Origin of the sequence: Bacillus sp. OK048 (assembly GCF_900103525.1) — a bacterium.
Classification (GTDB): domain Bacteria; phylum Bacillota; class Bacilli; order Bacillales; family Cytobacillaceae; genus Neobacillus.
Genome location: NZ_FNHN01000003.1, coordinates 66,136 through 78,297 on the forward strand (window position 1 = coordinate 66,136; position 12,162 = coordinate 78,297).

Annotated in this window: 13 protein-coding genes; 2 read left to right on the forward strand and 11 right to left on the reverse strand. The window is 40.2% G+C overall.

Annotation, left to right across the window (positions count from 1 at the left end):
* Positions 1 to 150: 150 nt before the first annotated feature.
* Positions 151 to 681, forward strand: coding sequence for a J domain-containing protein (locus tag BLR86_RS06635; RefSeq protein ID WP_090759584.1), 531 nt, complete (start codon positions 151 to 153; stop codon positions 679 to 681).
* 11 nt (positions 682 to 692) lie between these two features.
* On the opposite strand, the gene BLR86_RS06640 is transcribed toward BLR86_RS06635, so the two are convergent.
* The 4 genes from BLR86_RS06640 to BLR86_RS06655 all read right to left on the reverse strand — a co-directional run bounded on the left by BLR86_RS06640 (position 693) and on the right by BLR86_RS06655 (position 3,776).
* Complete coding sequence (locus BLR86_RS06640; RefSeq protein ID WP_090759585.1) at positions 693 to 1,118, reverse strand: OsmC family protein; 426 nt, start codon at positions 1,116 to 1,118, stop codon at positions 693 to 695.
* Positions 1,119 to 1,208: 90 nt separating this feature from the next.
* A complete protein-coding gene (locus BLR86_RS06645) occupies positions 1,209 to 2,204 on the reverse strand; it encodes an aliphatic sulfonate ABC transporter substrate-binding protein (protein ID WP_090759587.1) in 996 nt (331 codons plus the stop codon).
* Positions 2,205 to 2,239: 35 nt separating this feature from the next.
* A complete protein-coding gene (locus BLR86_RS06650) occupies positions 2,240 to 3,001 on the reverse strand; it encodes an ABC transporter permease (RefSeq protein ID WP_090759589.1) in 762 nt (253 codons plus the stop codon).
* Positions 2,934 to 3,776, reverse strand: coding sequence for an ABC transporter ATP-binding protein (locus tag BLR86_RS06655; protein ID WP_090759591.1), 843 nt, complete (start codon positions 3,774 to 3,776; stop codon positions 2,934 to 2,936). Before BLR86_RS06655 ends, BLR86_RS06650 begins: the two co-directional genes overlap by 68 nt.
* Positions 3,777 to 4,115: 339 nt before the next feature.
* Between BLR86_RS06655 and BLR86_RS06660 the strand changes: the two genes are divergently transcribed.
* Positions 4,116 to 4,301 carry a hypothetical protein gene (locus tag BLR86_RS06660; RefSeq protein WP_090759593.1) on the forward strand — a complete coding sequence of 62 codons (186 nt, stop codon included), beginning with the start codon at positions 4,116 to 4,118 and terminating at the stop codon, positions 4,299 to 4,301.
* Between the two features lie 83 nt (positions 4,302 to 4,384).
* Here the strand turns inward: BLR86_RS06660 and BLR86_RS06665 are convergent, their stop codons facing one another.
* From BLR86_RS06665 to sat, 7 genes are all read right to left on the reverse strand, one after another.
* The gene (locus BLR86_RS06665; RefSeq protein WP_090759595.1) at positions 4,385 to 4,636 is read right to left on the reverse strand and encodes an aspartyl-phosphate phosphatase Spo0E family protein; all 252 of its coding nucleotides are present in this window, start codon (positions 4,634 to 4,636) and stop codon (positions 4,385 to 4,387) included.
* Between the two features lie 387 nt (positions 4,637 to 5,023).
* Entirely contained in the window at positions 5,024 to 6,742 is a 1,719-nt protein-coding gene (gene cysI, locus BLR86_RS06670; protein ID WP_090759597.1) for an assimilatory sulfite reductase (NADPH) hemoprotein subunit, read from the reverse strand.
* A gap of 37 nt (positions 6,743 to 6,779) precedes the next feature.
* Positions 6,780 to 8,582 (reverse strand): assimilatory sulfite reductase (NADPH) flavoprotein subunit, encoded by a 1,803-nt coding sequence (locus BLR86_RS06675; RefSeq protein WP_090759598.1) that lies wholly within the window; start codon positions 8,580 to 8,582, stop codon positions 6,780 to 6,782.
* A 198-nt stretch (positions 8,583 to 8,780) separates the two neighbouring features.
* Entirely contained in the window at positions 8,781 to 9,506 is a 726-nt protein-coding gene (locus tag BLR86_RS06680; RefSeq protein ID WP_090759600.1) for a sirohydrochlorin chelatase, read from the reverse strand.
* Positions 9,507 to 9,527: 21 nt separating this feature from the next.
* Complete coding sequence (gene cobA / locus BLR86_RS06685; RefSeq protein ID WP_090759602.1) at positions 9,528 to 10,304, reverse strand: uroporphyrinogen-III C-methyltransferase; 777 nt, start codon at positions 10,302 to 10,304, stop codon at positions 9,528 to 9,530.
* Positions 10,305 to 10,334: 30 nt separating this feature from the next.
* On the reverse strand, positions 10,335 to 10,934 hold the full coding sequence (cysC, locus tag BLR86_RS06690; RefSeq protein ID WP_090759603.1) for an adenylyl-sulfate kinase: 600 nt from the start codon (positions 10,932 to 10,934) through the stop codon (positions 10,335 to 10,337).
* 13 nt (positions 10,935 to 10,947) lie between these two features.
* On the reverse strand, positions 10,948 to 12,120 hold the full coding sequence (gene sat, locus BLR86_RS06695; protein ID WP_090759605.1) for a sulfate adenylyltransferase: 1,173 nt from the start codon (positions 12,118 to 12,120) through the stop codon (positions 10,948 to 10,950).
* Between the last annotated feature and the right edge of the window lie 42 nt (positions 12,121 to 12,162).

A 12,162-nucleotide genomic window follows, 5' to 3' on the forward strand; every position in this document is an offset into this window, starting at 1 on the left:
TTATTCCCCCCTTGGATGCAGTGCACCAAGGGGATATTTTTTGAAAAGATTCTTTAATCAAAATTACATAGTCCTGTAAACCTTTTAATTTAACCATATGATACATTGAAAAAGGAGTTTACCAGACGAAATTAAGAATGAGTTGATCCTATGTTAAATGTAAAAGAAGTGACGGAGCAGCTAAGAGCTGAAGGAATAACTGATAGTGAACAAGTTGTCATTCGTTGGATTCTCGATGGGAAAATTAAGGCTAGAAGAACCATGCATCTAAACCTTGAATTCTCGATTAATCCTGTCGATTTAGCTTCATTTATTTTAGAAAAAAAGATTGAAAACAAAACGAAGCAGTTCGGAGTGGACTTTCATGATTGGGAAAACACATTTCATGAAAATCAAAAATTCAAAGAGGAAATTGAACAACTAAAAACTTCAATTCGTATTGAACATGCCAAAAACCGATCATTAAAAAGAATGCTAAAAGCAGAGTATGCTCTAACCGATTCATCATCGCTTACTTTAGGCACACTAGTAGGCTTAGATCCAAAGGAAGATACGGAATCAATTAAGAAGGAATACAAGAAAATACTAAAAGCCCTTCATCCCGATCGAGGCGGTGACGAAAGACTTTTTAAAGTGTTTTATGACCATTACACACAGTTAAAGGATCCAGCAAAAAACTGAATCCTTTTTTCTTACAATGTTTGATCTCCCTTTGTCCCATTAATCGAATAACTTGCTACAATGTTAGCACTTAATGAGTGAGAAACGGAGCAGTATTTGTCTTTTGATAATTGGATGGCACGGATCACTTTTTCTTCCGGCAGGTCCCCTTCTACTGAATAGTGAATATGAAAATCAGTAAATTTCTTTGGTTCTGTGTCGGCGCGAGTTCCCTCAATTTCCATTTCAAAACCAGTTAACTCTAAACGCATTTTTTTCAAAATCATGACAATATCGATACCTGTGCAGCCCGCTAAAGAATACAGGAGCAGCTCTGTTGGCCTTGGTCCACTATTTTTTCCACCAATATCTGGTGCAGCATCCATTCTTAATTCATGTCCAGACGGTGTAGTTCCAGAAAAGGCCATGTCCCCTTGCCATTTAATCGTTGATTTCATAAGTACCAATCCTTCCTCTATGTATTTCTCCCTTATTTTACCTTAAAAAAAGGTTTTGAACTCATAAACAAGTCCAAAACCTTTTTAATCTTACTTAAGGAATGACAAATCAATCAACCCTTTAATATCACTAGTAGGTATATATCCTGCTTCTTTACTAATATCTGCCATTTCTTGAATCACTTTTTCATTAACATCCGTTGTTACAGCAAGACGTGAGAACGCTGCGTCCACTTCGTCTTTATTTAATGCTTTACCTGTAAGATCTTTTAAATGTTTAATCACAATTTCTTTACTCTCTTCAGGGTTATCCTGGATAAATTTAACTGATTTCTTGTGTGCATCTAAATACTTCTTTGATAAATCTTTATTTTTTAAAAAGTCAGCTCTTGCAGCAACTACAGTATTCGTAGACTCTTTGCCCCAGGCAAACTCATCCCAGTCAAGAAGCAGTTTACCATTCGCTTGATTTTCAAGAACATATCCCCAAGGTTCTTGTGTTGCCGCTGCGTCTACTTGCTTTTGCACAAATAATGAAGCTGTATCAGCAGGTGCTGCAGCAAATAAATCTACTGTACCACCACTAGTTTTTGCCTTTAAGTTAGCCTCTTTTAGCGCTTTTCGCAGCATAACATCTTGCGTGCTGCCAATAACCGGTATTGCTACTTTTTTGCCATCTAAATCTTCAAGCTTTTCCACTCCGCTTTGTTCAGCAGCAATTAAGACAGCTCCACCATTCACAGCGCCAGAAATAAGGTGATATTCCTTATTTTTCACATAAAAGTTAAGCAATGGACCTGGACCAACCGTACCAACATCAATTGCTTTTGTAGCCATTGCTTCCATAAACAGTCCGCCATTTGCTACGGTTTTGGTTTCAATCTTTACATCTTTACCGAAAGCTTCTTCAAAATAACCTTGTTCAAGTGCCACAATCGTAGCAATATGAGTTAAGTTTGGAAAATAACCAATTTTTACGGTTTTCGCTTCTCCGCTATCGGCTTCTTTTGACGATTGGGCACATCCGCTTAACAACCCAACAAACAATAGTGTGATCAACAAATAAAGCATTGATTTTTTCAACATTTTCTTCTCTCCCGGCTATATTATTATTATTTTTACTAAGCACGTCCTCTAATACCCCATTTAACTTCCACACTGCGTTCGAGTCTTGAAAAGACAACATTATCGACGATGGTACCGATAATCGCAATGATGATCATGACAGAAATAACTAAATCCATTTGACCAAGTGAACGGCCCATTTCAAGCAACTGACCTAGTCCGCCACCGCCGCCAAGTAATTCCCCTGCCATCAAAGCTCGCCATGAGAATGCCCAAGCAATCCTTAGACCAGAAATGATTTGTGGAACCGAAGCAGGCAGGATAACGGTCCGTAGAAAATGTAAGCCGCTTGAACCATATACTTTGGCAACACGTTGGTAGAGCTGTGGAACATTTTTAAAGCCGCTCGTGGAATTTACAGTCATGGTCCATGTTGCCCCAATTGTCACGATAAAAAGAATCGAAAAATCATTTAATCCAAACCAGATAATGGCTAATGGGAACCAGACAATACTTGGTATCGATTGAAGGGCGGTAACGACAAAACCAAGTGTATCCTCGACAAGTTTATACCGCCAGATGAAATAGCCTAATATCAATCCCACAATAATGGCGATAGTAAATCCAAGAAGGATACGCCCCATACTCTTTCCAATCGCAAGCGTAATTTGACCGTTAACGATACCGTTAAACAGGGTTTCTAATACTTGCGAAAGGGTGGGAAACATAAAATCTGGAAGGCTGGAAAATCTAGATGTGACTTCCCATATCACCGCTATCGCCGCGATGAAGATGATCCGTCTTAAAGCTGTAGTCATCACCCATTTCCTCCTTCAATACTTTTTCAATCTCTTCCTGTAAAATCGATAATATTCTTTGTTCCGTATTCACGGTAACACTATCCGGTGTAATCCCATCCTTCATGGTTGGCACTGGAATGATTTCTTTAATTCGTCCAGGCCGGGTTGCAAAAACGACTACTTCTTCGGAGAGCAGTACCGCTTCCCTAATATTGTGGGTGATAAAGAAGATCGTTACTTTTGTTTTCCGCCAAATTTCAAGCAGCTCTTTATGCAGCACCATTCTCGTTTGTTCATCAAGCGCTGAAAAAGGCTCATCCATTAACAGTATGTCTGGCTCCATTACTAACGCTCTTGCGATAGAAACCCTCTGCTTCATTCCCCCTGATAGCTCGTGTGGATAGGAATTCACGTATCGGCTGAGGTGGACCATTTTTAATACATCAAGCGCCTTAGCTCTTGCCTCTTCTTTAGGCATCTTTTTTAGATTCAGTCCGTAGGTAACATTTTCTAAGACAGTCAACCATGGAAACAATCCTGCTTCTTGAAAAACAACTACCCTTTCAGGGCCAGGTTTTGTCACTGTATTCCCATCGACTCGGATATCTCCTTTATCTGCTTTATCCAAGCCAGCAACAAGGTAAAGTAATGTTGATTTACCACACCCAGATGGCCCAACAATGGAAACAAAGCTGCCTTTTTTAACATTTAAATTGATGTTGTCGAGAACTTTCACGTTTTCTTTTCTATCATTAATAAAACTTTTCTCGATCCCATCTATTGTTAAGTACATCAAAGCTCACCTCTTTTTTAATTCCAAGTAAATCTATTGGTTTTATTATATTACAATATAACCGTAAGTCAACAATTTTTCTAGTAATCTAAAAATAAAATTCCCTTTTTTCTATTTATTTTAAATTTCACTCTTCTTTAAAAATTTTTCTACATAGGATAACCAGTACCTATGGTTTCCCGTCGTTATTTGCAAAAATGCTACAATTTATTAAAGAATCTGCTGATTCATGTAGATAAGTTTTCTAAGGTACTAGCAGGAATAACCAGCTCCTCTCTAAAACTATTAGAGTAGACGAAATAGTAGTCTAAATGAATAAGTTGAAAGGTGGTCATTGCCATGAGCCAGGATATTACCCTACAACAAATTGCAGAAGGTGTACCTAAGACGCTATTATATGCATCTGATAGAGACATAGAAGGATTCCAAAAAATCATCGAAGAAACGATTAAATTAAGAGAAGCACATAGAAACTTACAGAAGATGGTTAAAAGCTTTTCTACCTCTACCATTCAACGTACATGATTTTAAGCAAAAAAAAGACCCATCGTCCAAATGGGTGGGTCTAGCTTTTAAAGAACAGAAACTTAATTGAATCTATCACTTTTTTACGGTAAAAACTTGTACGGTCTCGAAAAAAATCTTAGTAAATTCTGAATCAATGTCACAAGATCATTTAGCAAAAAAGTTGAATTTGACATCCTCTTGTTTGAAGTTAACCTTCTATAGTCATTAAGCAGTTTATCTAGTTCTTGACTGCATAGTACTGTTTCTTCACAACAAAGCCCTTTTGTCATCCCAATTTTTATCATCTCGTCTCTTTTCTCATTGATTGCCTCTTCTAAATCTACTTTCGTCATCGCAGAAAAACACCTCTACCAATATTAATTATCCTGCTGCTTTAATCTAGTAGTTTCATGAAATGAATTATAGCATTAATTTAAATCTATTAAATCGTTTCGATAAAACAAGTTAAAATGTGACAAAACTAGACGATTTTTAAAAATTCAGATATTTTTATAGTAAAAAAAGAGACAGGATTTCTGTCTCTTTTTTAACCGATAAGATAGTATAGTTTTTAGAACTTAGGTTACTGTCTAGCTCCAGCGCCCTAACGGCTAGTGTCCTTCGCTCTCCGCACTTCGATAAGTCAACATCGAATCGCCTACGGCTCTTCGTGTTTCCTTTATCTTGATTGGAGCGCTCCAGGCCATACGCCGCTGACCAGGGCACTTACGCTTTTTAATTTAAGCATGAAAATTTGTGCCATCTGTCGTAGCTTGGATAATTCCTGCACGGATAACGAAATCACCAAAGTGCTCGTCTTCGTCTCGTTCTTTTGCATAACGGGAGAAAATATCCTTTAGTTCACGTAAAATTTCTTCTTCGCCGATATTTTCACGGTACATTTTGTTTAGCCGGCTGCCGTCAAAAGCCGCACCAAGATACATATTATATTTTCCGACTCCTTTACCCATAAAAGCTAATTCACCTAGCCCAGGGCGTGCACATCCGTTAGGACAGCCTGTCATACGAATGGTAATTTCTTTGTCTCGTAGACCGTTCTCATCTAAAATATCATCAATTTTATCAATTAACTTCGGCAAATAACGCTCTGCCTCTGCCATCGCCAAGCCACACGTTGGCAGTGCCACACATGCCATTGAACTGCGTCGGAGTGCAGAATAATGACTGCCATCAGTCAGCCCAAATTGTTCAATTAGTTCACTTATTTTTTTCTTTTTTTGACTTGTTACACTGGCAATGATTAGATTTTGATTTGCCGTTATACGGAAATCACCATTATGGATTTTTGCAATTTCCCTTAAAGCTGTTTTCAATTTATAATCATCTGTATCTGCAACACGGCCGTTTTGGATAAACAATGTATAATGCCATTTGCCTTGTACACCCTTCACCCATCCATATCGGTCGCCGTTATCATCAAAACAATAAGGCTTTGCTTCTCCAAGGCAAAAGCCAAGACGTTCTTCCAATTCGGCCTTCACTGTTTCCAATCCTAAGCGGTCAACTGTGTACTTGAAGCGAGCATTTTTTCGTTCAGAACGGTTACCATAGTCCCGCTGAATGGTAATAACTTTTTCTGCTACATCTTGAACTTGATCTGGTGTACAGAACCCAATTACCTTAGCGAGCTGCGGGTATGTTTCCTTATCACCATGTGAACTACCCATACCGCCGCCAATTGCTACGTTAAAACCGATAAGCTTTCCTTCTTCTATTATAGCTATTAACCCGAGATCCTGTGAAAAGACGTCGATATCATTCGATGGTGGAACAGCTATTCCAATTTTAAATTTCCGTGGCAAATAAAGCGGACCATACATTGGTTCAACTTCTTCCACTTCTGGAGAGCCAGCCACTTTTTCTTCATCAAGCCAAATTTCATGATAGGCTCTTGAGCGCGGCAATAAATAATTACTCAACTGTTTTGCCCATTCGTATACTTCTAAATGAACCTCTGACTGATAAGGATTAGAAGTACACAAGACGTTCCGATTCACATCACCACATGCTGCAATCGTATCTAAAAGTGTTGCATGGATTTCCTGAATGGTATTTTTCATATTCCATTTTAAGATTCCATGCATTTGAAAAGTTTGACGTGTAGTCAGTTTTAGTGTGCCGTTACCGTTTTTATCAGCAAGCTCATCCATCACAAGCCATTGGGACGGTGTTGCAACCCCCCCAGGCAAACGAATACGAAGCATAAACTGATAGGCTGGCTCTAGTTTTTGCTTTTGACGTTCATTGCGAAGATCACGATCGTCCTGCAAATAGCTGCCATGGTGTTTCATTAGACGGTTATCATCGTCTGGAATTCCTGCACTGATTGGATCGAGCATGACTTCTTTAAGTGTTCCGCGTAAAAAATCACTTTCTCTTTTTATACGCTCGACATCGCTTGGCGCACCTTCAGGTGCCGTTAGTTTTTGCTTCACCATTTATGAAAAAACTCCTTCCACTACTGTATCAACAGTATCAATATACGTCGCGTTGGTATCGTTTTTGCTGCAGCATGTCTGTAAGGTAAGCTTCTGCGTCTTCACGGCTCATGCTGCCTTCTGTTTCAATAATTTGAATAAGTGTTTGATGAACGTCATGTGCCATATGTTTCTCATCACCGCAAATGTAAAGGTGAGCACCTTCTTCTAGCCACGCAAATAATTCCTTGCTCTGTTCAAGCATGCGGTGCTGTACATAGACTTTTTCAGCAGTGTCACGGGAAAATGCAACATCCATTTTTGTTAACACACCGTTTTTAAGCCATTTTTGCCATTCTGTTTGGTACAAGAAATCAGTCACAAAGTGCTGGTCTCCAAAGAACATCCATGATTTTCCTTCGGCACCCTGTTCCTCACGCTCTTGCATAAACGAGCGAAATGGCGCTACTCCAGTTCCTGGACCAACCATGATGATAGGTGTTTCAGGGTTAGCTGGGAGCTTAAAGTTTTCGTTATGTTGGATGTAAATGGGTACGCTGTCGCCAGATTGTAAATGATCTGCAGCAAAAATAGAGCAGACACCTTTTCGGTCACGACCATGTGCATGGTACCGAACAGCACCAATTGTTAAATGGACTTCATCTGGATTCGCCGTTAAGCTGCTGGCAATCGAGTATAAACGTGCTGGTATTTTTCTAAGTAACGAAACAAACTCTTGTGGAGAGCTATTCCATGGTCCAAATTCACGAACTACATCGAGTAAATCCCGGCCCTCAAGATATGACTTTAATTTCTCACCATTATTTATAAGTTCTTTTAGTCCATCATTTTCTGACAGATTAGATATTTTTTCTAGTAGCGGTTTTGATAAAGTGGTAATTTCATAGTACGTGATAAGCGCGTCTCTTAGCACACGAACCTCACCCTGTTTATTAATCGTCACGCTTTCTTTTGGATTCCATTCCAATTCCTCAAGAAGCAAATCAACGAGTGTATGATCATTTTCAGGATAGATTCCAAGGCTGTCACCTGGCTGAAAGCTAAGTCCAGACCCTTCTAGCGACAATTCTAGATGTCTCGTTTCTTTATTCGAGCCTCGGCCATTCAAGTTCATATTTTCAAGAACTTCTGCTTTGAACGGATTGGTTCTAGAATACGTAGTCTCAACTATTTGAGTGTTAGCTACCTGAGTTAGTGCTGAATCACCAGCCTTTGCTTCACCTAGGCTGCTAATTACACCTGCGAGCCATTCCGCTGCCGGTTCATCATAATCTAGGTCACAGTCAAAACGTGGATACAATCGTGTACCCCCAAGTTCCTCGAAGCGAGCATCAAATTCTTTTCCCGTTTGACAGAAAAACTCATAGGAGCTATCTCCAAGTGAGAGGACAGAAAAGTTAAGTTCATTAAGCTTTGGAGCACGTTTACTGTGCACAAATTCATGAAATGTAAGAGCATTATCCGGTGGATCGCCTTCTCCGTGTGTACTTACTAAAATAAGTAGATTATTAACTTTTTTTAGATTATTTGGTTTAAAATCATTCATGGAAGAAACAGTTACTTGGAACCCTTTTCCTTCAAGCGTCTTGCTCGCCTTTTTTGCAAGCCCCTGAGCATTTCCGGTCTGTGAACCGTAAAGAATGGTTACTTCTTTTGATGTCGTTCCTTTCGGTGCTGCCTGCTGGCTAGGAGTTCCTAGAACGGAAGCTAATGGCGAAGCAGCACCAGCAAGATACCCACTTAACCATACTTTTTGTGATTCTGTAAAAGTAGGTAAAAGACGATTTAGGAGTTCCGCCTGCTCCTGATTAAACGGACTGTTTATTACCTGAAGTTGCAACATTATCCACCTCGCTATGGAATATAAACCTATGAAACAAGTATTTTTTAGAGGATGTTCTATTTATTAATGAATCCTAGTAAATTGTGGCCTCTTTATAGTTACCTAGATGATTTTTTTAGCTGGCTCTCGGGCACCCCTGCTTTGACCCAAAATCCATTTCATTTCGGATTTCGGTCACTCCAGTCTATTAAAACACTACTCACCAATTGCCCGTTCAATGACGATATCCTCAATAACAGGATGAATGCTTAATTGGGAAGTACAGAGGATTTTTTGCCCCTCTTTTTGGCGGGAGCGAACAATTTTGTTTAATTGTGCTAATAGCAGTCCAGAAAATAGCATATAAGGAACGACGATTACCCTGCCGACTGCTCCTTCAGCTATCGTTTCAAGCCCCTCACTTAGCCTTGGTTCTGTTGCAGCAAAATAACAGACAGATACCATTTCCACTTCTAGCCGCTCACCAATTCCACTTGCAATTCTTCCGAAATGCACATGAATATCTGGGTCGCTGCTTCCTACACCAACAATCAATAACCGATCATCGGGGAATACTTCACCTGCAGAATCCCTAATTAATTCTGCCACGGCATCCAATATGACTTCCTGGACACCAAATGGATTCTTTATTTTAACTGGAATAGTAGGATATTTGGCCATCAAGGGGGATAATGCCTCGGGGATATCCCGTTTTATGTGTCCTGCTGCCAAGAGAAACAGTGGAACAACATCAATCTCAGTTGCTCCTTGTTCAACACACCTATCAAATCCTTCTTCAATCAGCGGCTCTGTCAATTCAAGGAAACAAAGTTCCTGAATCGGTACATCCATACGCGTCTTTACCCTATCGATAAAGGCTCCTATCTCGACCGCTCCTTTTCTAGAGCGAGTACCATGGCCGATATAAAGAATTGCTTTCATCCAATGTGCTCCCTTCTGAAATTACCGGTTGGCGACTGGTATATTTGGTACAATTTCTTCTTGAAACCAATTTAATCTTTCGTGTAACCTGACTACCTCACCAATGACAATCATACTTGGATTCGTTATCTGTTCTTTTTTCACAACATCATCAATATTTTCAAGTGTTCCTATTACTGTCCTCTGATCACTTAATGTTCCCCAATGAATTAGAGCGATTGGTGTCTGTGGAGATTTCCCATTAAGGATTAAGTGCTTCGTAATCGTAGATAGATGTGATACTCCCATGTAAACACAAATTGTATCAACCCCGTTTGCCAAATGGGACCATTGATGTTCCGCTTCAACATCACCGGCCTGATGTCCGGTGATAAATGCGAAGCTTTTACTTAGTGACCGATGGGTTACGGGAATTCCAGCATAAGCAGCCGCGGCTATTCCAGCGGTGATGCCTGGAACGATTTCAAACGGGACATTATGCCTTCCACATTCCTCTGCCTCTTCACCTCCACGTCCGAAAACAAAGGGATCTCCACCTTTTAAACGGACTACTTGATAACCCTTTTTTGCATATTTCACTAAGAAATGGTTAATCGTCTCCTGCTTCATTGTATGATAATGTGGAAGCTTGCCGCAATAGACAAGTTGCGCTCCCTCTTTCGCATTCTCCAAAAGTTCAGGATTTACCAGCCGATCATAGAGGATGACATCAGCTTGCTGCAGGCAGCGCAATCCTTTTACCGTAATTAAATCTGGATCTCCAGGACCCGCACCTACTAAATAAACCTTGCCAACCATTGATCAACCATCCTTTCTTACCGATTCAAGTTAGAGAATGTTCTTTTCACGAAGGTAACTAAAAATTTGATTCACCGCTTCTTCCACGGTTAACAAATCAGAACGGACTATAATTTCTGGACTTTCTGGTGCTTCATACGGGGAATCAATCCCAGTAAAGTCCTTTATTTCCCCACGGCGTGCCTTGGCATAAAGCTGCTTTGGATCTCGCTTTTCACACTCTTCAATTGGACAGTCCACAAAAACTTCAATAAACTCTCCCTCTTCAAAAATCGCCCGGACTTGGCCTCGATCAGACCGAAATGGAGAAATGAAAGCAGTGGTCACGACTGCGCCGCTATCGACAAACAATTTTGCTACTTCACCTATTCTCCGAATATTTTCGGTCCGATCATGGTCAGAAAAACCAAGATCGCGATTTAGTCCATGACGGATATTATCGCCGTCTAAGACATATTCATTGATGCCCTGACGGTACAATTCGCTTGATACAGCATTCGCAATCGTCGATTTTCCAGAACCTGAAAGGCCGGTAAACCAAAGTACACAGCTTCCATGACCATTTTGACGATGACGGTCTGATTTTGTAACAGTACTAGCATGCCATGTGATATTCGTTGCTTTCGTCAAAAGTTTCTCCTCCTTAGACCGTTGCCTTTTCTTCTTTCATTCCTTCAATCAGCACTTCGACAACCTCTTTACGGCTGAATGTCGATGGTGGTAGCTGACCTGCACGCAGTAGTTCTCTTACTTTTGTTCCAGATAGAATCACTCGATCTTCATTGCTATGTGGGCATGTTTTATCAGATGCCATGCCTTCACATTTCGTGCAATAGAAGCTATGTTCAAAGAATAATGGTTTAATGCCAAGCTCCCCTTCAGGGAATTCACTGAAAATCAATTGGGCGTCATACGTACCGTAATAATTACCTACACCGGCATGGTCACGACCAACAATGAAATGAGTGCATCCAAAGTTTTTACGGGCAATCGCATGAAAAATCGCTTCTCTTGGACCGGCATAACGCATAGCTGCAGGATAGACGCCAAGCTGTACACGTTCAGTAGGATAGTAGTTTTCTAACAAAACACGATAGCTTTTTAAACGGACGTCCGCTGGAATGTCATCAGACTTTGTTTCGCCAACAAGCGGATTGACGAACAATCCATCTACAGTTTCAAGTGCAGCTTTTTGAATATACTCATGGGCACGGTGAATGGGATTTCTCGTTTGGAAGCCTACTACTGTCTTCCAGCCCTTCTCTTCGAACAATGCACGTGTTTCCTTCGGCTCGAACCACACATCGCTGAAGACTCCCTTTTCTGGTTTTTGAACGAGTATTACATCTCCCGCAACATAGACAGGACCTCTTTCATACAGACGCTTAACTCCTGGATGTGCCGTTTCAAGCGTTTTATAGACCTCCACCGCTTCTTTGTCTAAATTTGGTTCATACCATTCCGAAACTTTAATAACCCCATATACATCATTGTTAAAAACAAGCTTCATTTTTTCGCCAACTGCAAGAGTTGCTGCTGTTTCATGGGAAACAGGAAGGGTTACAGGGATCGACCATATGGTATTGTCTATAAGACGCATATTCTCTACTACATTCTCATAATCATCTTTTCCAAGGAAACCAGTTAGCGGACTAAATAACCCAACCCCGATTAGCTCTAGGTCACTCAAGGCAATTGCGTCGATTTCAATTTCTTTTACGATAGCTGTAACATCATAGTTTGGATCAAATGCTTGGATTAGTTTACCTCCATGAGGTGTTGGTAAAAATGACAACAGAATCAAACCTTTCTTCATGTAATTTTCTTTTTATGTTCAAAAATCATTTTTCTTTTCAAT

Excerpts from the sequence above, each read along its gene's own strand:
- cobA (WP_090759602.1), bottom strand. The coding sequence starts at position 10,304 with ATGGTTGGCAAGGTTTATTTAGTAGGTGCGGGTCCTGGAGATCCAGAT.
- BLR86_RS06635 (WP_090759584.1), top strand. The coding sequence starts at position 151 with ATGTTAAATGTAAAAGAAGTGACGGAGCAGCTAAGAGCTGAAGGAATA.
- BLR86_RS06660 (WP_090759593.1), top strand. The coding sequence starts at position 4,116 with ATGAGCCAGGATATTACCCTACAACAAATTGCAGAAGGTGTACCTAAG.
- BLR86_RS06665 (WP_090759595.1), bottom strand. The coding sequence starts at position 4,636 with ATGACGAAAGTAGATTTAGAAGAGGCAATCAATGAGAAAAGAGACGAG.
- BLR86_RS06645 (WP_090759587.1), bottom strand. The coding sequence starts at position 2,204 with ATGTTGAAAAAATCAATGCTTTATTTGTTGATCACACTATTGTTTGTT.
- BLR86_RS06655 (WP_090759591.1), bottom strand. The coding sequence starts at position 3,776 with ATGTACTTAACAATAGATGGGATCGAGAAAAGTTTTATTAATGATAGA.
- BLR86_RS06640 (WP_090759585.1), bottom strand. The coding sequence starts at position 1,118 with ATGAAATCAACGATTAAATGGCAAGGGGACATGGCCTTTTCTGGAACT.
- cysI (WP_090759597.1), bottom strand. The coding sequence starts at position 6,742 with ATGGTGAAGCAAAAACTAACGGCACCTGAAGGTGCGCCAAGCGATGTC.
- sat (WP_090759605.1), bottom strand. The coding sequence starts at position 12,120 with ATGAAGAAAGGTTTGATTCTGTTGTCATTTTTACCAACACCTCATGGA.
- BLR86_RS06650 (WP_090759589.1), bottom strand. The coding sequence starts at position 3,001 with ATGACTACAGCTTTAAGACGGATCATCTTCATCGCGGCGATAGCGGTG.
- BLR86_RS06680 (WP_090759600.1), bottom strand. The coding sequence starts at position 9,506 with ATGAAAGCAATTCTTTATATCGGCCATGGTACTCGCTCTAGAAAAGGA.